The sequence below is a fragment of the Pseudomonas sp. 3JA genome (assembly GCF_036961705.1).
GTDB classification, from domain to species: domain Bacteria; phylum Pseudomonadota; class Gammaproteobacteria; order Pseudomonadales; family Pseudomonadaceae; genus Aquipseudomonas; species Aquipseudomonas fluorescens_Q.
The window spans coordinates 39,232-64,201 of sequence record NZ_JBAMDJ010000037.1 but is presented as its reverse complement, the minus strand read 5'-3'; the positions used below and the strand labels follow the sequence as shown (position 1 = coordinate 64,201).

General features: G+C 59.0%; 21 protein-coding genes. 7 read left to right on the top strand and 14 right to left on the bottom strand.

Annotated features, from left to right (window positions below; all coding sequences use genetic code 11):
- Window positions 1-209: 209 nt before the first annotated feature.
- On the bottom strand, window positions 210-638 hold the full coding sequence (locus tag V7773_RS24120) for a DUF1810 domain-containing protein (protein WP_336075589.1): 429 nt from the start codon (window positions 636-638) through the stop codon (window positions 210-212).
- Between the two features lie 102 nt (window positions 639-740).
- Between V7773_RS24120 and V7773_RS24115 the strand changes: the two genes are divergently transcribed.
- The gene (locus V7773_RS24115) at window positions 741-1,583 is read left to right on the top strand and encodes a hypothetical protein (RefSeq protein WP_336075587.1); all 843 of its coding nucleotides are present in this window, start codon (window positions 741-743) and stop codon (window positions 1,581-1,583) included.
- 89 nt (window positions 1,584-1,672) lie between these two features.
- Here V7773_RS24115 and V7773_RS24110 read toward each other — a convergent pair whose 3' ends face one another.
- The 13 genes from V7773_RS24110 to V7773_RS24050 form a co-directional block, all read right to left on the bottom strand.
- A complete protein-coding gene (locus tag V7773_RS24110) occupies window positions 1,673-2,269 on the bottom strand; it encodes a cytochrome c3 family protein (RefSeq protein WP_053187740.1) in 597 nt (198 codons plus the stop codon).
- Window positions 2,270-2,278: 9 nt separating this feature from the next.
- Window positions 2,279-2,764, bottom strand: a complete 486-nt coding sequence (locus V7773_RS24105; RefSeq protein WP_336075585.1) for a nitrate reductase cytochrome c-type subunit — start codon at window positions 2,762-2,764, stop codon at window positions 2,279-2,281.
- Window positions 2,765-2,775: 11 nt separating this feature from the next.
- The gene (gene napA / locus V7773_RS24100) at window positions 2,776-5,280 is read right to left on the bottom strand and encodes a nitrate reductase catalytic subunit NapA (protein ID WP_336075584.1); all 2,505 of its coding nucleotides are present in this window, start codon (window positions 5,278-5,280) and stop codon (window positions 2,776-2,778) included.
- Entirely contained in the window at window positions 5,277-5,537 is a 261-nt protein-coding gene (locus V7773_RS24095) for a chaperone NapD (RefSeq protein WP_336075583.1), read from the bottom strand. Before V7773_RS24095 ends, napA begins: the two co-directional genes overlap by 4 nt.
- A gap of 37 nt (window positions 5,538-5,574) precedes the next feature.
- On the bottom strand, window positions 5,575-5,742 hold the full coding sequence (gene napE, locus V7773_RS24090; RefSeq protein WP_014338488.1) for a periplasmic nitrate reductase, NapE protein: 168 nt from the start codon (window positions 5,740-5,742) through the stop codon (window positions 5,575-5,577).
- A 197-nt stretch (window positions 5,743-5,939) separates the two neighbouring features.
- Complete coding sequence (locus V7773_RS24085) at window positions 5,940-6,638, bottom strand: outer membrane protein (RefSeq protein WP_336075581.1); 699 nt, start codon at window positions 6,636-6,638, stop codon at window positions 5,940-5,942.
- 85 nt (window positions 6,639-6,723) lie between these two features.
- Complete coding sequence (locus V7773_RS24080; RefSeq protein WP_063321623.1) at window positions 6,724-7,194, bottom strand: SRPBCC family protein; 471 nt, start codon at window positions 7,192-7,194, stop codon at window positions 6,724-6,726.
- Window positions 7,195-7,250: 56 nt separating this feature from the next.
- Window positions 7,251-10,679 carry a beta-ketoacyl synthase N-terminal-like domain-containing protein gene (locus V7773_RS24075; protein ID WP_336075579.1) on the bottom strand — a complete coding sequence of 1,143 codons (3,429 nt, stop codon included), beginning with the start codon at window positions 10,677-10,679 and terminating at the stop codon, window positions 7,251-7,253.
- 74 nt (window positions 10,680-10,753) lie between these two features.
- Window positions 10,754-11,845: an acyl carrier protein gene (locus tag V7773_RS24070; RefSeq protein ID WP_336075575.1), complete on the bottom strand. Its 1,092-nt coding sequence runs from the start codon at window positions 11,843-11,845 to the stop codon at window positions 10,754-10,756.
- A gap of 118 nt (window positions 11,846-11,963) precedes the next feature.
- Complete coding sequence (locus tag V7773_RS24065; protein ID WP_092461641.1) at window positions 11,964-13,727, bottom strand: FAD-dependent monooxygenase; 1,764 nt, start codon at window positions 13,725-13,727, stop codon at window positions 11,964-11,966.
- A gap of 3 nt (window positions 13,728-13,730) precedes the next feature.
- Entirely contained in the window at window positions 13,731-14,342 is a 612-nt protein-coding gene (locus V7773_RS24060) for an HAD-IB family hydrolase (protein WP_003201018.1), read from the bottom strand.
- On the bottom strand, window positions 14,332-15,852 hold the full coding sequence (locus tag V7773_RS24055) for a class I adenylate-forming enzyme family protein (protein ID WP_336075572.1): 1,521 nt from the start codon (window positions 15,850-15,852) through the stop codon (window positions 14,332-14,334). The genes V7773_RS24060 and V7773_RS24055 overlap by 11 nt, the downstream gene beginning before the upstream one ends.
- An 81-nt stretch (window positions 15,853-15,933) precedes the next feature.
- On the bottom strand, window positions 15,934-16,947 hold the full coding sequence (locus V7773_RS24050; protein ID WP_063321618.1) for an SDR family oxidoreductase: 1,014 nt from the start codon (window positions 16,945-16,947) through the stop codon (window positions 15,934-15,936).
- A 511-nt stretch (window positions 16,948-17,458) separates the two neighbouring features.
- On the opposite strand from V7773_RS24050, the gene V7773_RS24045 reads away from it, so the two are divergent.
- From V7773_RS24045 to V7773_RS24020, 6 genes are all read left to right on the top strand, one after another.
- A complete protein-coding gene (locus tag V7773_RS24045) occupies window positions 17,459-18,055 on the top strand; it encodes a TetR/AcrR family transcriptional regulator (RefSeq protein ID WP_063321617.1) in 597 nt (198 codons plus the stop codon).
- Between the two features lie 226 nt (window positions 18,056-18,281).
- Window positions 18,282-19,193 carry a bifunctional helix-turn-helix transcriptional regulator/GNAT family N-acetyltransferase gene (locus V7773_RS24040; RefSeq protein ID WP_336075593.1) on the top strand — a complete coding sequence of 304 codons (912 nt, stop codon included), beginning with the start codon at window positions 18,282-18,284 and terminating at the stop codon, window positions 19,191-19,193.
- Between the two features lie 117 nt (window positions 19,194-19,310).
- The gene (locus tag V7773_RS24035) at window positions 19,311-21,095 is read left to right on the top strand and encodes a type I secretion system permease/ATPase (protein ID WP_092221869.1); all 1,785 of its coding nucleotides are present in this window, start codon (window positions 19,311-19,313) and stop codon (window positions 21,093-21,095) included.
- A complete protein-coding gene (locus V7773_RS24030) occupies window positions 21,064-22,389 on the top strand; it encodes an HlyD family type I secretion periplasmic adaptor subunit (protein WP_170867279.1) in 1,326 nt (441 codons plus the stop codon). Before V7773_RS24035 ends, V7773_RS24030 begins: the two co-directional genes overlap by 32 nt.
- Before the next feature lie 2 nt (window positions 22,390-22,391).
- A complete protein-coding gene (locus V7773_RS24025) occupies window positions 22,392-23,765 on the top strand; it encodes a TolC family outer membrane protein (RefSeq protein WP_063321614.1) in 1,374 nt (457 codons plus the stop codon).
- 446 nt (window positions 23,766-24,211) lie between these two features.
- Window positions 24,212-24,931, top strand: a complete 720-nt coding sequence (locus V7773_RS24020) for a response regulator transcription factor (protein WP_063321613.1) — start codon at window positions 24,212-24,214, stop codon at window positions 24,929-24,931.
- The last annotated feature ends 39 nt before the right edge of the window (window positions 24,932-24,970 follow it).

Below are 24,970 nucleotides of genomic sequence, written 5' to 3'. Positions count from 1 at the left end.
ATTCCACGCGGAGCGTGGGGAGCGATCGTTCACCGCCTCCGCAACGTCGGCTCAAGGAAGGTCCTTGAACGGTGCGGGTTCGTGCCTGAAGCGCTGTCGGGTGGCGAGGAAATCGAGGGCGGAGGCCGCTTTGTGTTGTCGATCTAGAACGTTAATCCGCGCAGGAGCGCCATTGGGCCACGTGTACTGCCAGCGTCCATGTTTCGTAATCAGACATTCCTGCTCTCCTGCTCCTTGAGCAGATCCAGTGTCCTTGAGTCGACCTCCAGCCCACCCTCCAACGCCTGGGCATACACGGATTGCCCGCCCGCAGCCGCTGCAAAAAGCGTCATACAGGAGGCGAACTTCATGGCATCGATGGTCCCGAGGAGTTTCTCCAAAGCGGCTCCCGAGTCCAGTACGGCACGAGTCGCGCGTTCGAGTCGCGGTCCCAGAAGCGGGTGCTGCAAATAGTCACGCGCCTCGTCGATGCCGCGCAGGCCATAGTAAGTGGCGTTCTCGCTGACACCCAGGCCGCGTAATTGCGGAAAGATGAACCACATCCAATGGCCTTCCTTGCGGCCACGCTGCAGTTCCAGCAAGGCGTGGTCATAGGTAGACGCTTGCGCCTGGATAAAACGCTCCAGTGATTCGGTCATGCGAGCCTCCGATAGGGTTTCAAGGCTGAATAATGGACCAGACAAGGGCAGAGCCTATAGCACACTTGCGCTATAGCACCGTTCGGCACTCGTCCCTAACCTATGAGCGTTATCGGTTTTTCGATCGATCGCAACGAGCACATTGGGACAAGGATCTGTTTTTTGAAAAGCACACCTGCCAGAAAGTCCAACGTCAATCCGGCTTGGCGCAAATGCCTGGCAACGGCGGTCACCGCCTCGACCTTTGCCGTCAGTGGCTGGGGGGCTTTTAGCGCCGATGCGTCGGCCTCGACCGCCAGTGCAACGTCTTCTGCGGCTTGTACCAACGAAGTGGACTTTCAGGCCGGGACAGTGGTGGAGTATGAAAGCCGTGACAACCTGTCATCGGCCATCAGTCGCGGCAAAACCGAGACGTTGGGGCGCGAGGCATTTGCCGACGCCAATCCGGTGGCTTCGGTGCACACGTCGTACTTGAACAACGCGCCGTTCTTTCTGACGACCACTTTCGCCGAGATCAAGGACGGTCGACTGATTCGTTATGGTGATCGCCATGGCGCCGGGGCATCGTTGGTGACCACCACCTACGAACCTCCCGCTTCCACACCGATTGATCTGCAACCCGGGCAGACCGTCACCGTCAGCTACAAAAACAAAGCCGTGAGCGCCGGGGCGACGATCGAGTTCGATGTCGTCGAGAAGCTGACTTATAACGGTCGTGAAACGATCAAGACGGCCCTCGGTACGTTTGATACCTGCAAGTTCACCAATGAAATCTCTACCGGTTCGGCTTCCGCTGCGCAGCCGAAAAACGTCGTGGTTGTGCAGAATTGGTTTCCTGCGGACGGACCTTACCGTGGTCAGTCGATCCGATCAGTCACGCCGCCGGCCAATGGCGTTGCGCAGCGAATCAATGAAGTCGTCAAGATGCAGTTTGAGGCGCGATGAACGACGCGTTCGAGTCAGAAGATTTGCCGGATTATCGTGGCAGACGCACATCCCCTGTTCCCGCAGCTTGCGAAGCTTATGGCAATCGCTCACCAGCCCTTCACACCACTCATGTCAGGCAACTTGTGAGCGATGCCTTTATGGCAGTCGATACAGGTGGCTTCGCCATTGGCCAGCGACGTCGAGTGCATGGACGCGGCACGCTTGCCTTGGCGGGTGAAATCCATGAATTCGAAGTTGTGGCAGTTGCGGCATTCACGAGAGTCGTTGGCCTTGAGCCGGGCCCACTCGTGTTCGGCCAGTTCGCGGCGCAGAGCGAGGAATTTGTCGCGTGTATCGATGGTGCCGAAAATCTTGCCCCAGACCTCTTTCGACGCCTGCATCTTGCGCGCGATTTTATGGGTCCATTCGTGCGGCACGTGGCAGTCCGGGCAGCTGGCGCGTACACCGGAGCGGTTGGTGTAGTGAATCGTATCCTTGAGCTCGACGAAAACGTTGTCGCGCATTTCATGGCAGGAGACGCAGAACGTCTCGGTATTGGTGGCCTCCAGCGCGGTGTTGAAGCCGCCCCAGAAAACGATCCCGGCGATAAAACCGCCGAGCGTCAGGAAGCCCAGGCTGTAGTACATGCTCGGACGACGCAGGACACCCCAATAGTCCTTGAGCAGGGCGAACAGTGCTTTCATGTTGCCTCCTCAAGGCTTTTGCGCGGCGTTTGCGTCGTCTTGCAGGATTTTGTCGATGGTCTGGAAGTTGTTTCCCACCAATGGTTTTACGTCGGCCTGCGGCACGTGGCACTGGTTGCAGAAGTACCGACGCGGTGCCACGGCTGCCAGTGCCTGGCCGTCACGGTCCATGTAGTGGGTGATGCTGATCATCGTCGCCTGGGTCCGTGCGCTGTTGGCGCGGCTGTGGCAGGACAGGCATTTGTTGCCGTTCTTGTCGATCTGATAGCCGCGGATGGTGTGCGGAATGGTCGGCGGCTGGTCCGGGTAGTTGCGCTCGCGCTTGAGGTCCTTGTTTTCATCTTCGGCAATGGGTGGCGCAGGCATGCTCTGGGTCAGGGTGCCGCCAGGACGGCGGCCATCCGGCGCGGGTGCATCGAGTGGGTAATCGATTTCAGCGGCGATTGCCACGCCGATCACAGTAAGCAGGAGCAACGGCAGGTTTCGAAAAAACATCACGGTTCTCCTCAGGCCACGCTGACCAGCTCGATGCGTATCGCGCATTTTTTATAGTCGGTCTGCTTGGAGATCGGGTCGGTGGCATCGAGCGTGACCTTGTTGATCAGTTTGTTGGCATCGAAGAACGGTACGAAGACCAACCCTTGAGGCGGCTTGTTGCGCCCGCGAGTCTCGATGCGCGCACGGATTTCACCGCGTCGGCTGATCAGCTTCACCTCGCTGCCGCGCCGCGCCTTCAAGGCCTTGGCATCATCGGGATGCATGTAGACCAGCGCATCCGGCACGGCTTTGTACAGTTCCTCGACGCGCTGGGTCATGGTGCCCGTGTGCCAATGTTCGAGGACGCGTCCGGTGGACAGCCAGAATGGGTAGTCGGCGTCCGGGGATTCGGCGGGCGGCTCGTAGGGAAGGGCGAAGATGATCGCCTTCTTGTCCGGGTAACCGTAGAACTGCACCTCGCTGCCTTTCTCCACGTATGGGTCCAGCCCCTCGCGGTAACGCCAACGGGTTTCCTTGCCTTCGACCACCGGCCAGCGCAGACCGCGTTCGCTGTGGTAGCGGTCGAACGTGGCAAGGTCATGTCCGTGGCCGCGACCGAACTGGGCGTACTCTTCGAACAGGCCTTTTTGCGGATAGAAACCAAAGGCCTTGGCTTCATCGTTCTTGTAGCCGGCTTCCATCTGGTCGACGGGGAACTGGTCGACCTGACCATTCTTGAACAGCACCTCGAAGAGGGTCTTACCCTTGAGTTCAGGCGCCTTGGCCAGTAACTCGGCGGGCCAGGTTTCATCGGTGGTGAAGCGTTTGGAAAACTCCATCAACTGCCACAGATCCGACTTGGCGTCTCCCGGCGCACTCACCAACTGGTGCCAGAATTGCGTCCGGCGTTCGGCGTTGCCGAAGGCGCCTTCCTTTTCCACCCACATGGCGCTGGGCAGGATGAGGTCGGCGGCCTGGGCTGAAACGGTCGGGTAGACATCGGAGACGATCATGAAGTTGTTCGGGTTGCGCCAACCCGGCAGGACTTCCTGCATGATGTTCGGTCCGGCCTGCATGTTATTGCTGGCCTGGGTCCAGCAGACGTTGAGCACGCCGTCCTTGAGCATGCGGCTCTGTTCGACCGCATGGAAGCCTGGCTTTTCCTGGAGGGTGCCGGCGGGCAGCTTCCAGATTTTTTCGGCGGTTGCTCGGTGCTTGGGATTGGTCACTACCAGGTCGGCCGGCAGCCGGTGGGAGAAGGTTCCGACTTCCCGCGCAGTACCGCAGGCCGATGGCTGGCCGGTCAACGAGAACGGGCTGTTGCCCGGTTCGCTGATCTTGCCGGTGAGCAGATGGATGTTGTAGATCAGATTGTTGGCCCAGACGCCACGGGTATGCTGGTTGAAGCCCATGGTCCAGAACGAGACGATCTTGCGTTTGGGGTCGGCATACAGCTCGGCGAGATTCTTCAGACGCTCGGCGGGTACCCCCGTCTCCTTGGCGGTTCGCTCCAGCGTGTAGGGCTTGACGAAGGCAGCGTACTGCTCGAAGGAAATGTCCGTCCAGGTGTTGGCCTTGGCGGCATTGGCGGCTTTCTTCTCCCGTGGGTCGTCTGGGCGCAGGCCGTATCCAATGTCCTCGGCCCCCTTGGCGAACCGAGTGTGCTTGCTGATGAAGTCCTGGTTGACCGCGCCGCTTTCGATGATGTGGTTGGCGATGTAGTTGAGGATCATCAGGTCGGTTTGTGGCTTGAACACCATGGGGATGTCGGCGAGTTCGAAGCTGCGATGTTCGAAGGTGGACAGCACCGCCACTTTCACATGGGGTTGGCTCAGGCGGCGGTCGGTGACGCGGCTCCAGAGCACCGGGTGCATCTCGGCCATGTTCGAACCCCAGAGCACGAAGGCATCGGTGGCTTCGATGTCGTCATAGCAGCCCATCGGCTCATCCATGCCGAATGTGCGCATGAAGCCCATCACCGCCGAGGCCATGCAATGGCGGGCGTTGGGGTCGATGTTGTTGGTGCGAAAACCGGCCTTCATCAGTTTGTTGGCGGCGTAGCCTTCCCAGACCGTCCATTGCCCGGAACCGAACATGCCCACTGACTGGGGCCCTTTGTCCTTCAAGGCTTGCTTGAACTTCAGTTCCATGATGTCGAAAGCTTTCTCCCAACTGACTGGCTGGAATTCCCCTTGCTTGTCGTACTGGCCATTCTTCATGCGCAACAGCGGTTGGGTCAGGCGGTCGACGCCATACATGATCTTGGAAAGAAAATAGCCTTTGACGCAGTTCAGTCCGCGATTGACTTCGGCCTTGACGTCGCCATGAGTGGCGACCACGCGGTTGTCCCGGGTCGCGACCATCACGCTGCAACCGGTGCCGCAGAAGCGACACGGGGCCTTGTTCCAGTTCAGGGTGACCATATCGGCTTCGGTCACCAGGTTGCTGGCGGAAGTCACGATCGGAAGGCCGGCAGCGGCGGCTGCAATGGCAGCGGCCTGGGCCTTGACGAATGCTCGGCGGGTCAGGCTCATTTGGTCTCTCCATCGGGCTCGAGGAGTTCGTGGTAGATCAACGCGGCATTGAGTACGCCCGGCAGTTGGTTGATCTGTTCGATGCGTTGAAGGATCTGGTCTTCGTGTCGGGCTTCAAGCACCACCACGAGTTTTCCGGCGGCGCTTTCATGATGCAGTTCCAGGCCATCCAACAGCCGCAGGTTGGCCTTGACCGCGTCGAACAACTCCGGTCGGGCAAGTACGATGAGACTGGCAATATGCAGGGCTTCGTCCATGAGCTGGCTCCAATAGCCTTCAAGAAAACGCCATTCGCTAGTTGGGAGGGCCGGGTGGGCCGTACAGCATTTGGAAAAACCAGACGAGGAAACCGTAGCCGCCGACAATGGCGACCGACAGTAACGGAAAGAGGCAGATGACAAGGAAAAGGAACAGCCGGGTTTCCTTGCGGCGTTCAGGTTTGCGTTCTTCAGCCAACGACATTGGGAATCTCCCGCCGAACCTGAGTTGATACTAGACCACAAAGTTTTTAGGGCTTCTTCGGCTTGGTACATCCCGACCAACGGTGATTTCGAACAGCGCCGGCCGATTTTTTTCGAGCGTTGAGATGGCCGGTACAACCGGCCTGGGGGCTTGCGAATCGACACCAGGCCATGACCAGGCGCCGATCCGTCTAGCGCTTACAGCCAGTACCGCAGGCCGAGCATCAAGGACTGGGCGTTGTATTCGGTTTCCACATCGGCCGGGGGCAGGCCCTGGATTTGGCCGAAGTTCGCTTCGCCGGTCTTGAAGTAGCGGTAATCCAGGGACATGGACCAGTGCTCGCTCAGCTCGTAAGCGACGCCTGCGCCGAGTTGCCAGGCCGAGACGGTGTCACGATGGGTGCCGCCGAACTCGACGCCACCGGCTTCCAGGCCCTTGATGGTCAGCACCGCGTAGCCCAGGCCACCGCCCACATAGGGTGTGAACCGGCTCAAGGGGGCAGGCAGGTTCGGGATGTCATACCAGAGGTTGGCCATGAGGCTGCTGGCTTCCTCTTCGCCTTTGCCCTCGATGCTGCTCCCGCCCTCGTAGATCCGGTTATTGAATTGGTCCAGGGTGTTGCGGCGGTAGCTCAGTTCCACCTCGGGCCGTAGCCCGACCGGGAACCGCCAGCCCACTGCCAGCCCAGTGGCGTAGCCCGAGTGCAGCGGTTGGTTGTATTCCATCTCGACGAAATCATTGTTGTTCTGGGTCAGGTCCTGTTTGGAGACCCAGTTCACGCCACCCATGCCACTGATATAGGGGCCGAGGTTGTCGGCGAAACTCGATGCTGGGGCAATAGCCCCCAGGCCAACGATTGCCATGAGCAGATACTGGGTGTTTTTCTGTAGGTTCATGCTAGATCCGAAATGTGCTGTTATCGATAAGTAAGCAAAGCGAGCCCGGGAAGGCGTGTTCTGCACGCCTGCTTCCGGGAGGCATTCACACGAGGTGCAAAGGCGTCGCGGTTTTCTCGTGTCCTGGGGTGGCGATGGCCCGTTGTTCAGCCAGCGTGCACAGGTTGTCCAGTGCCGTGGTCATCGCTGCGGTCAACGCTTTGCGCAGCAGTGCGCGGTACAGGAAACTCAACGGCCCGGAAATTTTCGCGCTATGGATGACATGGGTTTCGTCGGGAGAAAGCCTGCGCATCTGATGATCGAATTCGAGGTCGATCCACAGCAGCCGTGCACTGTTGCGATAGCTTTCGTGCAGGCTCACGGCTTCCAGTTTCAGTGGCATGTTCAAGCCGTTCTTGAGCACACATTTGCCGCGTGTCCCCGCCTGGAAAGGGCCGTCGAGCTGACACTGGCGAACGTCGGTATCCCATAACGGCGCTTCTGCAAAATTGCTCCAGATCTTCCAGATTTCAGAAGGGGGCGATTTGACTATGACTTGCACTTTGACATCGTTCACGGCGACACCTTGGTTGTGGGGGGCACGGTCATGCGGAGGGCAGATCCATTCAATGCTCAGGCCGCCGGTGCGGATTGACTCAGCACCTGGGCGGTAATACTTGCTTGACCGATTTTTTCACCCCGGTTGAACAGGTCGATATAGATGCGGTTGGTCTTGAATGCCTGGAGCGCCGCATCAAAGCCGGCTTGCGGCGCCAATGACAGCGGGCTGTTCCTGGGGATGGGGCGATCCAGGGTGAAGCTCAAGGCCAGCAGATTCATCGGGGTGTTGAGTGGAATCCGCAGATGGCTGTGGGCGATCTGCATGTAGCACTGGCGAGCGACTTCGAGGAAATACACCATCGAATAGTGCTCGGGATCACCTGCCTGGAAGAAGTGCTCCTGCGGCAGTTTCAGCGTGTCCACGCTCAGGCCCTGGGCGACACCGCTCATGTCACTGACGATGACGTTCTCCTCCCTGGCCTTGTGCAACAGGGCCTTGTTACGGCACGGCGTGGCGGTGAATTCGCCGGCTGGCGATGTCTCGAACGCCGAGCTGTAGGCCATCCCGAGGACGCAGGTGCACATCACTTTCCCGGCCTGCATGACCTTCGCGTTGAACACCTGGGGATCCTGGCCTTGCTCGACGTGCAGATCGATCACGCCTTGCTTCTGTACGTATTGCTGGAACTTGATTGTCAGGGTCTTGATGTAGGCGACCCGTCCGCTCAGAGGGGGCATCGCCAGTTCGATCAATTGCAGCACGCCCTCGAGCAGCAAAATGCCCGGGATGTGATCCAAGGGATGATCGAAGAAGTACGGGTGCGCTTCATCCACCACGAGCTGGGCGTGCAGCGACTGTGGGCTGCGCTGGGCGTTGGCGATCACGATATGTTCCGCGCGGCGCTGCCAGCGTGTCGGGCGCTGGGATGTGTCGCCACGGTGCAGGGCGAACAGGCTTTCCATGGCGCGAACCCGCACCCGCAGCCCGGAGAGCAAGGTGCTGGTGAGCATGTCGCTGAGTTGCTGCACGTCGACGCCATCGTTCTGCGGTTCGCGAACCACGCTGACAGGCCGGGCTGGCGTGATGACCTGCTGCAGTTCGTGGGATGACGAATGGGCAAAGCGCAACATGAAGGGATGCTTGATGGGCGAGCTGGCTTCGGCCGCCGCCGGACTCCATTGGCGAAGTTTTTCGGTAAACAGCCACATCACCGTCTTGCCGGCATCGCGCACCTCGATCACCGAATGGGTCGTGCCCTTCAACATCACCGCCAGCAGGGTCTCGATGCCACTGGCTTCAGCCAGGAAGCCGGTCATCTCCTGCAGCGATCCGCTGGCAGGCGTCGCAGCAGGCTGCAACTCACAGACGTCAACGTTCGGATAGTCGCTCGGCGCTTTGCCCAGCCGTTGGCAAGCCTCTTCCAACGAGTCGGCAGCGTGGGCGAGGACCGCCGCGCGGATCACCAGCAAGGGTTTGTCAGCGGCATCCGGTTGATAACGACGCAGCGCGATCAGCCCCAGTCCTTCACCTTGCGTGATTGTGTTGCTCCGGGCGCGCTCGACCTCGATTTCACCGCTGAAAAAACGCCCTGCGCCGAGCAGCAGCGTGGTGATGCCATCGTTGAACCATTGCGGCGAGGCCAGCAGGGTTTGCCAGAACAGTCCCGCCGTGCCGACCAGGGTCTGATGGAAACCCTTGAAGTCAAAAATCTGCGCCGGGTAGCCGGACAACATGTTCGGCAGCATGGTTGCCACGTCCGTCACCTCGACGCCCGGTGCCGTACCTTGCGCCCGGGAGTAGAAGTTGTGGGCGCTGCTGTAGGCATTGCTGAAGCGCTCGCCGCCCATGTTGCAGCACATGACCATCGCAGTGCCGGGCGAACCGGCCACGCCTGGCAAACGTCGCAGCAGATGATTGACGCGATCGGTGATCAACAGCTTGAACGGGTCGACATGAGCCAATGGCTTGGGACCCATGCCAAAGCCATCGATATCGATAACGTGGTCTTGGGCGAGGAATTTTCCCAGCAACGGTTGACCGGGCGCCGGGGTGTAATCAACGAAGCGCCCATAAGGGAACATGACCGAGGGGGCGGCGGGTTGATCGAGTTGCTGTTGGAATGACTGCAAGGAACGGTGGCTGCCCAGCGCTGCTTCAGCCTCGACAATGGCAAGGTCGAGCATTACCACGCCACTGGCGCCCGCCGGGGCGGTCAGGGGGGCGGCAGAGTGGTTGTCGGGAATGTATTCATCCACCACCAGGTGCGCGTTGGCGCCGCCGAAACCAAAACTGGAGATGCCAATCCGGAGTGCAGATCGATGATCCTCCAGGGGGTGTACCTGCTGGGTGGCGAGTCGCAGGCAGGTCTCGTCGACCTTGGTGCTGGGGCGGTAACCGGGCTGCGGGGGAATGCCTTTATGGCGCAGTATCATCAAGGCCTTGGCGAGCGAGGCCCCTCCGGCAGCGGCCAGGGGATGGCCGATGACCGACTTGATCGAACCGATGATGATTTTCTTGCCGTCCGGACGATGGGGGGCAAAGAAGCTGTTGAGCGAGGCCAACTCCGTTGCGTCCCCTAGCGGTGTACCGGTGCCGTGGGTCTCGATGTAGTCCACATCGCGTGGATCGAGGCCGCGATAGGCACGTTGGTAGGCCGAGTACTGGGCCTGTTTGCCTGGCGCAAACACCGAGCCTTCGGCGCCGTCGGCGGACATGCCCAAGGCGCGCAGCACGCCCAGGGGACGACGCTGCGCTGTCAGGGCCTGGGCGAGTGGTTCGACCAGAAAGGCTACGGCACATTCGCCCGGCACGATGCCGTCGGCGTCCTGGCCGAACGCTTCCATCCGCGCGCGGGCGGAAAAAGCCGTCAACTGCGAGAAACCCAGGAACAGCGCGGGTGGCAGCACGGTGTTGAGGGCCATGACAATCGCGTTGTCAGCCTGGCCACTGTTGACCAGCGCCTGGGCCATATCCAAGGCATAGGGGAACGAACTGCACGCGGTGTCTACCGACAACGCCGGCCCACCCAAGGCAAAGGCCGCCGCCAGTTCCGCCACTTGCTCACCCGGTGTAAAGCCCGACGGCGTGTCGGTTTTTCCGGATACGCCGGTGACGAAATAGCTCTCGTCGCTCCAGGAGGTCGCGACCACCAGCGCGGTGCGCTCCCTGCTCAGCGCCGAGCCTTGTCCGGCGAGTTGGGTGAGCAACGTCTGGAGCACTTTCTTGCCGATGGCGACCTGTCGTCCTTCGTGCCGTGACGGGGTCGAGGCGTCATCGGTCAGGCAAAAAGCGCTGTCCAGGTACGTGCGATCCTTCTCGCCGGCCTTGGTTGAATAGATCGACGCCTTGTCCAATTCCCAACGTGTCGGCATGGATTCGATCGGTGCGATCTGCCCTTGCCAGAGCAACTGCCAAAGCGCATCCGTGGACGGCGCCCCCGGAAACTCGCCTGCCATCGCGCTGAAGCAGAAATTGCCCATTGTTGTTACTGCGCCACTCATACCTGTCTCCCTGATCGCCAAAATGCTGGGTGACCTGTTCGATCACCCGGATTCCATTCCTGTTGCTGCTGGGCTCAGCTCAACCTGGCCAGCAGCGACAAGGCATCTTGAGGAGTGCGACGGGACATCAGCGCTTCACCGGCAAACTCGCTGGCAGAGCACTGTTGCGCCATGGATTGGCAGAGCGCCTCGCGGGCAAAGCCGTTGAGGCCCAGTTGTGCGAACGGCGTCTGGATGTCGATCGACTGCGCTGCGTCCGGGATCAACGGAGACAGGGCATTGAGCAGCAGGTTTTCTTCCTGCCCCTGAGTGTCCGTCGTGGCAGCTGAAGGCTCGACGCCAGGCGCTGCCTGCGGTGTTGGATCGGCCAGGGCGGCTTGAATCAGGGCAATGGTTGCCTGCGGGAGCTTGGCGTTGGCCAGCTCGGAACTGTGCGCCTTGAGTTGTGGCCACATGGCGACTACCGACTCCAGGAAGTCCAACTGCACCAGCGAATCAAGGCCCAGGCTTTCATAGCTTTGTGACGGGTCGATCTGCTCAACCGTAAAGCCGGTGATGGCCGCGAGTTGGTCGAGCACCCATGCTTGGACATCCACCGTGGGTGCCTGCGGATCGGCTTCAAGCCGTGCCAGCAAGGCGGTCGGGGTAGGGGCATCGAAGAGCTGCGAGGTGAGGTCTTTCTTTTCCGGGAAGTGCTGGGCCAGGGATTCGAAAATATCGACCAGCCCCAGCGAGTCGATCCCCAGGCTCTCGAAGCTCTGATCGAAGTCGATCTGTTGCGGCTGGAAGCCGGTGACGGTGCTGATTTCGGCACGCAACCATTGCCCGTAGCTAAGTGCATCTGTCTCTTCGACGGCTTCGACGACAGGTGCCGGCGCCAGTATGGTCGGATTCAAGTGAACCGGCTCCAGTACGGGAGCACTCTGGTTGACAGCTGCTTCGGTCCCATTGGCATATACGCCCTCAAGGACTTGTTGATGAGCATTGAAATAATGCGCAGTGACTGTTTCAGCCTGTTCCAGGAGTCGCAGCAATATTGCTTCTTTGGCGACATTGGATTCGCACAGTGAATCAATAATCTTTTCGGAAAGAGAGAAATAGCTATGGGCTATTCTCCCATTGGATACGATGAATTCCTGCACAACATCGTTAAGTTGCAAGCGCATAAAGTTCTCCTAACCAAGTCGGTCGATATTTCTATAAGTAAGAAAGATCAAAAATCATGGCCCAGGGCAGGGCCTTGTTTATATCAAATCATCAAACTGGCAGTAGCCATGGAGCGACTTAAAGTTGGAGTTCCACTGCGTCGGTCTCGCAAGTTATTGTTTTCCTGGCGCCCTTGAGCAACCCGGACCTTACGTTCAGATACGTCATCAGCGTTATTGCATCGGCGCCGAGGAAAGCGATATAGCCGTCAGGACGAATCAGCATCATCGTGCCTTCCTTGGCGTGATAGCGCTTATGCAGTCGCCAATCGGGGTCCAGCAACGTCGAATGCCAAGCCGGCAGGCCGGCGCTGCTCAGGGCGTCGATCACGCAGTAGGCCTTGATGCCTGGGTAGTCCTGTTCCACCGACTTGGCCAGCGTGTAGTAGCCTGGCAACAACGGCGAAAACTGATCGGCCGCGCTGAAAATCAACAGCGTGAATGTCCCGTGGAACAAGTCGATCAAGCGTTTTGTCGGCATCCCTTGCAGTTGCCACAGTTCGACATCGGGCGCCAGTTGCCCGGCGCGAGGTGCTGCGGTCTGGAACTCGGGTTTTTTCCCTTTCTTGCTCCAGTTCTTGCGCTGCTTCTTCGTCAGCGATTCTTGAATGTAGTCACTTTTCTCATAGTGATATTGATGACCGGAAATCATCGACGGCAGTTTACGCTGGACCTTTTTGCGGTTGCTCAACAGCGGCAGGACGTTGTCGCGCAGCCACACCAGGGCGCGACGCCGGACCGTAATCAGCCCCGTCAGCCGGTGTGCGGTGTTCTCGACTTCCAGGGCAACCGGGTAGCGCTCTTCGTTGTAGCTGTCGAGCAAGGACGGATTCGCCAGGCCCTGATCGACATAGGCCATTTTCCAGGCCAGGTTATAGGCCTCGGAAACCCCCAGGTTCATCCACTGCCCACCGATGGGGCTGCCGATATGCGCCGAATCCCCCAGCAGAAACACGGAACCTTGTTGCATCGATTGCACGCGGCGATGCTGGAAAGAGGCGATGGTGGTCGATGAAATGTTGGACAGCGTCATCTTTTGCCCGCGCCCTTCGCACAAGCGCTGGAAGTTCTCCAGGCTCAAGGACGGGCGCTCGCCTTCTGGTGGCAGGTTGTAGGGCATTTCGATGAACAGCCGATAACGCGATTGAGCGCTGATCGGTGCAACGGCCACATAACCGTCCTGCGCACCCAGGAAGAATGCGCCCTCATCCTTGCTTCCGGACCACTCGATATCGGCATCGGCGAGCATGAAGAAGCGGTCGTAGGACGAGCCTTCGAACGTCATGTCCAGGCGTTTTCTGATGTTGCTGCGAGCACCGTCGCACGCGGCTACCCAACGACTGGTGAAGTGTTCGTCGGTGCCGTCGGCATGCTTGAGCGTCATGCGCACCGAACCCGGCAGGTTTTCGATGTCCACCAGTTCGGTATTCCACTCCACCTCGGCGCCCAGCTCCCTGAGCCGCTCCAGGAGAATTTTCTCCGTTTGCGGCTGTGGCAGGCTCAGGAGCAGGGGATAGGGCGCGTCCAGGTAGGAGAAGTTGTAGTTCAGCACCCGCTTGGCGTTCGACTGCACCGAAAACTGGTTGATCGTGAAGCCGTCGCTGATGGCTTGCTCGGCAACGCCCAGGTCCCGAAAGATTTCCAGGGTCCGGGAATGGATAGCCATCGCCTTGGTCGCCGTCGAGGGGCCGGCGTTCCTTTCAATGATGCGGAACGACACGCCCCATTTCTTCAACAGGATTGCCAGGGACAGGCCAACAGGACCGGCTCCGACGATCATGACGGTCGGGGCGCTGCCAGGGCGCTTGAAATGATTGGGGGCCAACGTGCTCAGAGTGTTCATCGATCAGTACCAGTTTCTGTAGAAGGGAGAGTTGGCAATGCCGAGCAGGGCGTCGTCGCCCGATGAGTCGCCGTAGGCATAAATGTAAAAATCATCAAGGTTGCTCAAGCAGCCCTTGAGCCGCGTGACTTTCTCTCGCTCTACACAGTTGGTACCGGATATCCCGCCGGTCAGCTTGTTCTTTGCCGTTGCCAGGCGGGTGCCGCACACATAGTCAAAACCCGCGGCCTGGCCCCAGGGGATCAGGTAGTTTTCCGGCGAATTGCTCACCAGCGCGGTGACGTGCCCCATGGACTGATGCCATTGCAGCCGCCGCAGCGCCTCGGGCCTGAGCCAGAGCGGCAGCAGCTCGCTGATGAAATACTTGGCATGTTCGCGTTCTTGCTCCACCGACAGGCCGCCCAGGTAGCAGGCGATGAACGCCAGCCGTGCTTGCATCAGCGGGGTGATGCCGACGATCACGCTGAGCATCTTGGGCAGCAGGGGAATGATCCGCAGCCAGAACGAGCGGGTGCCCACGATAAAGCGCATGTAGCGCCAGAACGTGTGCCGGTCGGTCAATGTGCCGTCGAAGTCGAAAACGGCCAGGACCGGTTGTGTGCTGTTAGCGTGCATGTGCCTCTTCCTTGAGAGAAGTAATCTCGATGGTCTTGGGCAGCTTGAAGCCCGATAGGTAGCGCGAAAGCAGGGTGGACAGTGCGTTCTGGCTCAGCTCGCCAGTCCCTTCGACGCACAGGTGCAGCACGTTGACTTCCTTGTGGTCCGGGACGATATAGGCCTTGGCGCGCACCACGCCGGGGTGCTTGAGGGCGACGGATTCGATTTCCACCAGGTCGACCATCTGCGCCTTGATCTTCGAGATTCGCAGGCGCTGGCAATAGAAAAACACATGGCCATCGTCGTCCTGCCAGACCAGGTCACCGCTGTGGAACCAGCCATCGCGGAAGAACCGCGCATTGGTGTCCTCGGCATCGTTATAGCCGTCGATCACCATCGCGCCACGTATCAGCAATTCGCCGATACGCCCCGGCGCTACGTCTTGGCCCTGGGCATCGACGATGCGCAGTTCCACACCGCTGATCGGCTGGCCCATGGCGCCACGGTGGACCGCACCAATCGAGCTCTGGACGATTACGGGCATGCTTTCGGTCAAGCCATAGCCTTGCAGCACCGGATTGCACCCCAGCAACTTCCCCAGCTTCTCGGCTTCATCGGCCGGCAGGTGGCTGCCCCCCGAGTAAATCATCAACTGCGGGTGCAACGGCAGGAGCGCGCCTTTGCGTTTGGCCAGGCGCGTATTGAAGTAGCGAATGACATCGGGCACCAGGCAGGCAAAGGTGACCTGATGCTCGGACAGGACTTCAGCGAGGTCTCGGTTGAGCAGGGTGTTGGTCATCAGCAGGGTGGCGCCCACGCTCAAGGGAAACACCATCATCACGGACAGGCCGAAGATGGCATACAGTGGCAACGTCACCAGATGAACGGAGCCGACGCCTTGCAGATGAAAGTGCTCATGCAGCCCGTCGCTCGATTGCGTCAGGTCGAGATATCGGTGAGAAACAGCCAGGGGCCTGCCGATGCCTCGATAGGTGAATTGGACCGAGACGACCGGATTACCCTCGGGCAACAACAAGGGTTCGACCTGGCAAGGCAGTTGAGAGATGGCCGTTGCGTTGGCGGGCAGGGACGATGACGGTTCGCTCCCACCGTCCAGCACCAGGGAGTGCCTGACACCGTTGTCAGCCTGGAACACCTCACTGTGTTGCACCCATAGCGTTTCGGTCGTGACCACGAGCGTCGGCCTGGCGAGGCTGACGACACTGGCCATTTCGAAAGGGGTCAACTTGTAGTTGAGGATGACCGGAATGGCGCCTCGCCCGATGATCGCCAAGTAGTAAGCGATGAATGCCACCCCATTGGGCAGCACCAGCGCTACTTTGTCGCCAGGCAATACACCAAGCGCTGTAAGAGCGCCATTGCATTGTTCAGCCTTGATGTGCAACTCGCGGTAAGTAACGGTATCTTCTTCCGTGTCCAGATGCCGAATAGCAACTTGCTCGGGAAACGATTCCGAAAAACCGACAAAGCGATGCAGAAAACCTTCTTTATATGAAAGGCTTTTCATTTACCAACCTCTCTCAATCCTTGGATGTATGGCTAGTCAAAAAAAGTACTACAGAGGCAGGCTATATATGAATTGTTTCAATTAAGCATCTGTGTAGTTGTTATTCCGATACCAATCCAGGGTATCGGTCAGGGTTTCAGCAACAGGGCGGAACTTGCACTCCAATTCTCTTGAGCTTTTGTTATGGCTGAAATGAGTGCGGCCTTGTTCTTGCTCCATGAGCTTGACCGTGGAGGTACTGATGAGCACCGGTTTTTTTGTGATCCGGTAGTAACCTTCATAGATAAGCGCGATGATTCGCAGCATGAACAGAGGCACTTTTCGCTCTGGGGCTTTTATGCCACTGACGCTGGACAGCGCCTGGAAAATGCTCTTCATGTCCATGTGATTGCCGGCGGCCAGGTAGCGCTCTCCAGACCTGCCACGGGTGATGGCCGCGATTTGATGCTCGGCCACATCCCGGGCATCGACAACGGAAAAGCTTCCGGGGAGTACACCGGGCAATTTCTGTCCGACAAAGTCGAGCAGGAACTGTCCTGAGGAAGTAGGGCCGATATCGCCGGGGCCGAACATCCACCCTGGCAGGACCATGGCGATAAACATGTCCGGGTGCTGCGCCAGGAATTGCTGGACCTTCTGTTCGGACAATATTTTGCTCAAGTAATAATCGTCAGCCTCCAATTCACTGCGAGACATGGTTTCATCGATCACTTGATCCCGATTGCCCTTCAATACGGCAATGGAAGAGGTGTGGACCGCACGACGGATACCGGCGTCATAAGCGGCTTGCAACAAGCGCTCGGTGCCGGTCACATTGGTGTCATACAGTTTTTGCCAATGTTTCCCGCCTTTGTAACTGTCGCGGAAATAGGCCGCCGTATGAAACAGGGCGTCACAGCCTTGCAGGGCATGGGCGAAGGCCTCGACATTAAGCATGTCGCCTTCGACGAACTCCACAGGCAGGTTGCCGAACTGTTTCCTGGCTTTCTCTACGGAACGAACCAACGCTTTTACTTTGATGTTCCGCTTTAACAGCGCACGAACGACATTATTCCCGAGCAGGCCAGTAGCGCCTGTAACGAAGGCATATTCCATTAAAATCCCGCTCCTGTGAGGTGACCTGGCATTGCATCGAGAGCGGTGTCACTGACTCGATGCGCTGATCAGGCGTTGGGCTCCACCAACGGCGCAAGTAAAAACCATTCGGTATCTGAAAATCAAGTGGTATTTCGTCGAATTGACGAGCTGATGGCTCTGCATTGGGCTTCGTGCGCGTTTTTTCAGGTTCCGGTGCATGCTCGAGGGCAGGAAAATATCCGGTTTGAGCCGCTCAAAGGGACGGCAAGGGCTCATCAAGGGGCGCGAAACGAAGACTGTGAGTCACGCCTATCCGGCAAAAACTGGGGCCTGTAGCCCCATCTAGGGTGCCTTTGCGGCTGTTCCAACTACATGGCACATACATGGCATTTTTTGAAAGTTAAAATGTAAATGATTGAACAAGGCGCGTATAAGATATGATGGCGAAAACGGGTTCCGTACAGTGAGTAATCGATTCGTTGCATTCAGTCACACATAGCTATCTTGTTTGGCCAAAGGAGCCGAGGGCGTGATTAAAAAGAGACTAGGTCGAGAAGAGAGCCAGCAAGTAACAAGAGACAAATTGTTCGACACAGCCACTGAGCTGATGATCCGCAAGGGCTTTCATGCCGCCAGCGTCAACGTTATCGCCGAAGAGGCGGGCTTTTCCAAAGGCGCCTTTTTCTCAAATTTCTCAAGTAAATCGGACTTGCTGCTGCAATTGACTCAACGCTTCAAGCGAGTTGAGATCGAGCGACTGAGTACGACCCTGGCATCGGGATATTCGGCGGAACAGTTGAGCCACGGCTTGAATGCCTATATCGATACGCTGAAGAACAATACCCGCTGTGCGATCCTCGATGCCGAGTTGCAATTGATCGCCTTGCGCGATGAAGAATTCTCGCCGCATTACTACGACTTGCATGAGGAAAACAGCGAGGCCTTGGGCAAGCTGATTACCATCATATTCAATCATGCCGGCAAGAAGCCGCCGCTGGCCTACGCCGCGCTTGCCAAGACCTTCACCGCCCTGGCGGAAGGCCTGATATTGCAAGGGCATAAAGACCCAGCTGTTGAAATCAAGCTGGTGCTGAACTCGCTCATCCAGACCGCAGAGCCTCTATAAGTCCCTGGCGTTATCGTTGATTGGCCCAGCAATCTGTAGAGCAGGGCGGCAATGCCATTGGGCCTGGAAGGTCTTGAAGTTATCCGGGATGCACCGCAAGGTTTGACTGGACGCATGGATGGGTCTTTAGTTGTGCAATACAACTAATGGCTCGTTGCGTCCGAGGTCCCCCGTGAACCAGTGCCCACCAGACCTGATTGAAAAAATCCGTTCGGCGTCGCGTCTCATGGTGCGGGAGCTGGGGTTCATGCACGCCACGCTGGCTGCGACGGGTTATCCGCCGTCGTCGGTGCACACAATAGTCGAACTCGGCCATCGCCAATCCCTGACGGCGGGTGAGCTTGTCGAGCTGCTTGGCTTGGAAAAATCCAGCGTAAGCCGGATGGTTCGCAAGCTCGTCGAGGCCGGTGAGATTGAAGAAATTGCCCATGAACAGGATGCCCGAGCCAAGCGACTGCGGCTCACCACGCAGGGGCAAAAGACCCTTCGAGCCATCGATGCGTTCGCCACCCAACAGGTTGTCGCGGCCATGTCTCACTTATCCAGCGAGCAGTGTCAGATCGTGAGCGCGGGGATTGCCAGCTATGCCGTTGCGCTGCACGCTCATCGACTCGGTACAGAGCCGCCTGCGCCGGCGCCGTTGGAGATTGCCCGGGGCTATCGTCCAGGCGTGATTGGCCGCATTGTGCAAATGCATGCGGACTATTACTCCAGGCATTCGAACTTCGGCCAGTTGTTCGAAAGCCTGGTGGCATCGGACATGGCGCAACTGATGGGGCGTTTGCACAACCCGCGCAATGAGGTCTGGTCGGCCCTGGATGGCGAACGCGTGGTCGGTTCGATTGCCATCGACGGAGAAGGAGAGGGCGGCAGTGCGGTACTGCGTTGCTTCATCCTGGATGATTCGGCACGAGGCAAGGGCGCCGGCAGACGCCTGTTGGCTGAAGCGATGAAGTTCTGTGACGAGTGGGGCTTCAGTTCAACGAGCCTCTGGACGTTCCAGGGGCTCGAAGCTGCCCGCAAGCTGTACGAGGATTTCGGTTTCAAGTTGGAACTGGAGCAAGAAGGACAGCAATGGGGGCGACCCGTCACGGAACAGTGTTTTGTACGACCGGGCCCGGCTGTCTCGCCAATTTGAAGTCGTATCAATCGGCGGTGTTGGATATGCCCTCACAAACAATCTGGGCAATTGCTACACGCCGTTGTCAGGCATGATCTAAGCTCCAGAGGAGGGTTACCCGAGCAGGGGGTTTCAATGCGAAGCGCACCTGAAAACAGCCTGAAAAAGGCACTGAAAGCCTGCCGGGACAGCTTCATCTCTGTCGGGTTTTTCAGCTTTTTCATTAATGCGCTGATGCTCGTACCCACGTTTTACATGCTCCAGGTCTATGGGCGAGTGATCACCAGCGGAAGTCTGACGACCCTGACCATGCTGACGCTGATCATGACCGCATTGCTGGTGACCCTCGGTTCGCTGGAATGGATCCGTTCGCGTGTCATGGTTCGGGTCAGCACCCGGCTGGATGTGCTGCTCAGTCGCCAGGTCTATAGGGCCAGTTTCAAACGTGCCCTGGAAAGTGGCGGCATGGATGCCTCGGCCCAGTCGCTCAATGACTTGACCGGCTTGCGGCAGTTCCTTTCGGGTAACGGCTTGTTCGCGTTTTTCGATGCGCCCTGGTTGCCGATCTATATCGCGGTGATGTTCCTGTTTCATCCCTGGTTTGGCTGGGTCGCGACGGGCAGCGCGCTGTTGTTGCTCGTGCTCGCCTTCGTCAACGAACGATTGACGGGGCCGGTACTGGCCCAGGCCAACAAGGAGCACATTGGCGCGACGCTCTACACCACCAAGAGCCTGCGCAACGCCGAAGTGATCGAATCCATGGGCATGCTTGAGACCCTGATGGATCGTTGGGGACGGCGTCAACGCAACGTGCTGTTGTTGCAATCGGCGGCGAGCGACAGCGGGGCGATCATCAGCACGCTGTCGCGTACCTTTCGCATCCTTGTGCAATCGCTGGTGCTGGGGCTGGGGGCGTACCTGGCCGTGGACCATCAGGTAGGGGCCGGCCTGGTGTTCGCCGGGTCTGTGTTACTGGGGCGGGCGCTGGCCCCCATCGACTTGATCATCGGCAGTTGGAAGGGATTTATCGCCGCTCGTTCTCAATACAGCCGTTTGAACGACATCCTCGATAAACAGCAGGCCCAACCCGAGCGCATGTCCTTGCCGGCGCCCCAGGGGCATGTCCAGGTCGAGAACCTGATTGTCGCGGCCCCCGGGTCCAGGGTGCCGATCCTCAAGAACATCAGTTTCAGCGCGCCTGCCGGCTGCATGGTGGGCGTCATCGGTCCCAGTGCGGCGGGGAAGTCGACCCTGGCCAGGGCGCTGCTGGGTGTCTGGGCGGCGCAGCACGGGGTGGTTCGGCTCGATGGCGCCGACATCAGCACTTGGGACAAGCATGAGCTTGGGCCCTATATCGGTTACTTGCCCCAGGACATTGAATTGTTCGAAGGCACCCTCGGCGAAAACATCGCTCGCTTCGCCGGAGTCGATTCGGTGAAGGTGATCCAGGCGGCCAGGATCGCGGGTGTTCACGAGATGATCCTGCAGTTTCCCGATGGTTACGACACTGTCATCGGTAGCGAGGGCCTCATGCTTTCGGCAGGGCAGCGCCAGCGCATCGGACTGGCCCGGGCACTGTATGGCAGTCCACGGCTGATCGTTCTCGACGAGCCCAATTCCAATCTTGATGACGTCGGTGACCGCGCCCTGGCGGCAGCGATCCAGCAGCTCAGGCAGACCGGCGCGACGCTGTTTGTCATTACCCATCGGACCAACATCGTGTCGCAGCTTGATCGGCTCATGGTGATGAACGCTGGGATTATCAGTCTCTACGGGCCACGCGAGCATGTCCTGGCCGAACTTAACGCGCAGCGACAGCAGGCACAGATGCCAGCCGTGCCCGCAAGCACCGGCACGGCTTCGGTCGATACCGGCAAGGGTGATTCCAATGAATCCCATGGTGCCCAGTCGTCAAATTGAGAGCTTCGCCGACCTGCCGACATCCGATCACAAGATTCGTCGCCTGGGCGTTGTCATCATCGGCGTGATCTTCGGCGTGTTCGGCACCTGGGCGGCCATCGCGCCCCTCGACGGCGCCGCGTATGCGCCAGGCGTGGTCACCGTGCAGGCTTATCGAAAAACCGTCCAGCACCTTGAAGGCGGCATCGTCAAAGCACTGCTTGCCCACGATGGCGACATCGTCAAGCGTGACGATCCGCTGATCATTCTCGATGACGCCCAGTTGCGCTTCGAGTACGAGATGGCTCGCGGCCAACTGATCGCGGCCAGGGCCATGGAGGCGAGGCTTATCGCCGAGCGCGACAGTTTACCGATGATCGGTTTTGGTGACATCGCCGATCCCGACAGTGTGCGGGGCATGGAGGCGCGCCAGGGCGAGACCCGGGTATTCAGCGCTCGACAAGGTTCACGACTGGGCCAGATCGCGGTGCTGCGCGAGCGCGTTGGCCAGTTCCGCCAGCAGATCAAGGGGCTGGAATCGATGGTCGGTTCCAAGGTTCATCTGGAGAAATCCTACAGCGGTGAAATCGATGAGTTGGCCGACCTTCTCAAACAGGGGTTCGTTGACAAGCAGCGCCTGCTCGAACAGGAGCGCAAGTTGGGGCTGTTGCGTTCAGAGGTCGCCGATCACCGCTCCACCATTGACCGGACGCGCCTGCAGATCAACGAAACACAACTGCAGATCCTGCAGGTCGACAAGGATTTCAATGCTGACGTCGTCAAGCAACTGGCCGAGGTCCAGACCCGGATCTACGACCTGAAGGAGAAAACCTCGGCGCTGGAAGACCGGCTCTCTCGTATCGTCATCCGGGCGCCCGAGGCGGGCATGGTGATCGACATGTCGGTGCACACCATTGGCGGGATCGTGCGTCCGGCGACGCCACTGCTCGATATCGTGCCCTCGGTGTCCGACCTGGTCATCGAGGCCCAGGTGGCACCGGTGGATATCGATCGCATCGCCATCGGCAAGCGTGCCGATATCCGTTTCGGCGCATTCAATAGCGCCACCACGCCGGTGATCGAAGGCGAGGTCAGCAGCGTGTCGGCAGACCGGATGACCAACGAAAAGACGGGGACGGCCTATTACCTGGCTCGGGTGCGGGTAACCGAGGCGGGTGCGCGCACCTTGGGTGAGCGCAAATTATTGCCGGGCATGCCGGCGGACGTTTTGATTATCACCGGGCAACGCACGTTGTTGCAGTATCTGATGCAGCCGGCTCGCAATGCCCTTTCTCAATCGATGATCGAGGAATGACCATGGTTGCGTCGGCAGCTCTGCTAGGCAGTGTATTGATGCTCGCCGCGGGTGCGGTCCTGGCACAAACCGAGGCTGCAACGCCCGCCGGGGTCAACGCCTCGACGTTTTCCACCGACCTCATGCAGCTTTATCGCGAGGCACGGCTGGAGGATCCGCAGATCGTGGCGTCCTATGCGCAAGCGAAGGCGGGCCAGGAGCATCAGCGCGAGGCCATGGGCGCGCTCTTGCCGCAGTTGTCGTTCAGCGCCGGGTCGAACCGGATTCACCAGGAAAGCGACCTGGTGCAGCGCAGTTTCGATAGCGAAAGCTACGGCCTGGTGCTGCGTCAGTACCTCTACAACAAAGCTGCGTGGGAGAACTATCAGAAGTTCAAGAGCCTGGCTCGGCAGTCCGAATCCCAGGCCCTGGAAACCCAGGCCGAAGCCTCGGTGGAGCTGGCCCAGCGTTACTTCACCGCGCTGGCGGCCGAGGATGAATTGGAGTTGGTGCGGGCAGAGCGTCGAACCACCCAGAGGAGCCTGGACCGGATCAATGCGTTGTACGAAAAGCAACTGGCATTGATCACCGATCAACTCGATCTCAAGGCCCGGGTGGATCTGCTCACGGCCCAGGAACTGGACGCTCGCAACCAGGTCAGCCTCAGTCGCGAGGCACTGGCGGAGATCGTTGGCCGGCCGGTCAAGGAGCGCCTCAACCGGATTCGTGAAGACCTTCAGTTGCAAGTCTCGGCAAACAGCCTGGAGACCTGGGTTCGCGATGGCATGGCACTCAACCCGGCGCTCAAGGCCAACGAAAGCGGCGTCGAAGCGGCGGGGGCAGCGTTGCGCAGCGGCAAGGGGGGGCACTATCCGACGCTGAGCCTGAACCTGAGTGCCCAACAGACCAATGAGGGTTACAACAACTCCCTGGCCCCCCGCACCGACAGTTATGTCGCCGGGATAGGTCTCCAGGTGCCGCTGTACAGCGGTGGCTCGACCTCGGCGCGGGTCCGTGGACTCTACGAGGATCAAGTGGTTGCCGAGCAACAGTTGGAGGCGACCCGGCGCCGGGTGGTCAAGGAGATCACCAACGCCTACCTGACCGCCAATTCCAATGGCGAAAAAATCGGTGCGAACCGGCTGGCATTGGAATCGGCACAGTTATCGAGGGTGGCTGCCGAGAAAGCGCTGAGCTACGGGATGGTCAATTCCGTCGATGTCCTGGCCAGTGTACGCAATGAGTTCCGCGCTCGGCGCGACTTGCTAAAGACCCAATACGACTTTCTCAGCAACGTGCTGATCCTGAACCGCTGGGCGGGAAAACCACCGGCCGAGGGTATCGAGAATGTGAATGGCTGGCTGAGTTCTGGCAGCGTTGGCCAGGACTTTCGTTGATCGGGATAGGCCCATGCAGCACACCGTTGGCTGATTCGGAGCAGGTTTTTGACGGTATATTGACGTCATGTTTATTGAGATGTGTAAGTGCATGCCGCTCGTCGATTAATTGACGATTGTCTCTCGGCCTCATACAGGCTGCCAATGCCTTGCTCCTGGCTTAACGAGCTGATTTAGCGAGTGTTTTTTTCACTTTCGGGAAGTGTGGGCAGACGGGTCGGCGCCAAGCCTCGGCCGACGGCTGGCTGATGGGCCGCCTGTGGCGCGCTGGGCTGGCCTAGACTCAGCCTACGAGCTCGAAAGGGGCACATTATCATGTGTAAGCTGTTGATAATTATTCCTATTCAGGTTGTCTCGATGGTTTCTCCCGACTTCTTGAAATGCACACTACCCCCATCAGAACATCCAGCGGACATCCTGGCTTGCCTTGCGAGGGGGGTAGCGCTATGAGACCGGATCATAGAGCACCCATCCGCGTGATGTTGGTCGATTGTCGTCCCCTTGTCCTCCGGGGGCTTCATGACTTGATCAACGCCAGAAAGCCGCAGATGGAAGTGAGCGGTCAGGCTTCGACCTATACCCATGCACTGGACCTTGCCGATCAGTTGCGACCCAACGTGATTTTCTTCAGTTTCTTTCCCGACGCACTGAACCCTCTGGAAGTGGTTGCCGGGCTGACCCGCAGCGCGCAGATGAAAGTGCTCGTGCTCAAGGGTTTGTATGAGGCCGTTCCTGTTGCCCAGGCGATAGAGGCGGGCGCACGCGGTATCGTGTTGGCCGAAGACCCGACGGAGTCGATCATCCAGGCCATCGTCAAGGTGCACCATCGCGATATCGGAATGGATAGGGCCTGGGCCGGTGGGCTTTCCGGCTATGCCGCCATCGGCCATGCAACCCCACAATGCAATCTGGAGCAGGCGAAACAGGCTCGGTTGACGCTGCGCGAGAAGGAATTGATTCGTGCCATCGTGGGGGACCCGTCTGCCAAATACATCAGCATCGCTGAGCGCCTGGGTATCAGCGAGCACACGGTGCACAATCACCTCAGTAACATCTATCAGAAGCTTGATCTTATCAACCGCATCGACCTGTTGATGTATGCACTCAAGCATGGGCTTACCAACAGCGAAGAGCCGCCGGAGTCCACTTGGGTGGAGTTGGATTGACCGATCTGTGGGAGCGAGTTGGCGGCCTTGTAGTCGAGG

Excerpts from the sequence above, each read along its gene's own strand:
- V7773_RS24120 (WP_336075589.1), bottom strand. The coding sequence starts at position 638 with ATGACCGAATCACTGGAGCGTTTTATCCAGGCGCAAGCGTCTACCTAT.
- V7773_RS24115 (WP_336075587.1), top strand. The coding sequence starts at position 741 with ATGAGCGTTATCGGTTTTTCGATCGATCGCAACGAGCACATTGGGACA.
- V7773_RS24110 (WP_053187740.1), bottom strand. The coding sequence starts at position 2,269 with ATGAAAGCACTGTTCGCCCTGCTCAAGGACTATTGGGGTGTCCTGCGT.
- V7773_RS24105 (WP_336075585.1), bottom strand. The coding sequence starts at position 2,764 with ATGTTTTTTCGAAACCTGCCGTTGCTCCTGCTTACTGTGATCGGCGTG.
- napA (WP_336075584.1), bottom strand. The coding sequence starts at position 5,280 with ATGAGCCTGACCCGCCGAGCATTCGTCAAGGCCCAGGCCGCTGCCATT.
- V7773_RS24095 (WP_336075583.1), bottom strand. The coding sequence starts at position 5,537 with ATGGACGAAGCCCTGCATATTGCCAGTCTCATCGTACTTGCCCGACCG.
- napE (WP_014338488.1), bottom strand. The coding sequence starts at position 5,742 with ATGTCGTTGGCTGAAGAACGCAAACCTGAACGCCGCAAGGAAACCCGG.
- V7773_RS24085 (WP_336075581.1), bottom strand. The coding sequence starts at position 6,638 with ATGAACCTACAGAAAAACACCCAGTATCTGCTCATGGCAATCGTTGGC.
- V7773_RS24075 (WP_336075579.1), bottom strand. The coding sequence starts at position 10,679 with ATGAGTGGCGCAGTAACAACAATGGGCAATTTCTGCTTCAGCGCGATG.
- V7773_RS24070 (WP_336075575.1), bottom strand. The coding sequence starts at position 11,845 with ATGCGCTTGCAACTTAACGATGTTGTGCAGGAATTCATCGTATCCAAT.
- V7773_RS24065 (WP_092461641.1), bottom strand. The coding sequence starts at position 13,727 with ATGAACACTCTGAGCACGTTGGCCCCCAATCATTTCAAGCGCCCTGGC.
- V7773_RS24060 (WP_003201018.1), bottom strand. The coding sequence starts at position 14,342 with ATGCACGCTAACAGCACACAACCGGTCCTGGCCGTTTTCGACTTCGAC.
- V7773_RS24055 (WP_336075572.1), bottom strand. The coding sequence starts at position 15,852 with ATGAAAAGCCTTTCATATAAAGAAGGTTTTCTGCATCGCTTTGTCGGT.
- V7773_RS24050 (WP_063321618.1), bottom strand. The coding sequence starts at position 16,947 with ATGGAATATGCCTTCGTTACAGGCGCTACTGGCCTGCTCGGGAATAAT.
- V7773_RS24040 (WP_336075593.1), top strand. The coding sequence starts at position 18,282 with ATGGTGCGGGAGCTGGGGTTCATGCACGCCACGCTGGCTGCGACGGGT.
- V7773_RS24035 (WP_092221869.1), top strand. The coding sequence starts at position 19,311 with ATGCGAAGCGCACCTGAAAACAGCCTGAAAAAGGCACTGAAAGCCTGC.
- V7773_RS24030 (WP_170867279.1), top strand. The coding sequence starts at position 21,064 with ATGAATCCCATGGTGCCCAGTCGTCAAATTGAGAGCTTCGCCGACCTG.
- V7773_RS24025 (WP_063321614.1), top strand. The coding sequence starts at position 22,392 with ATGGTTGCGTCGGCAGCTCTGCTAGGCAGTGTATTGATGCTCGCCGCG.
- V7773_RS24020 (WP_063321613.1), top strand. The coding sequence starts at position 24,212 with ATGAGACCGGATCATAGAGCACCCATCCGCGTGATGTTGGTCGATTGT.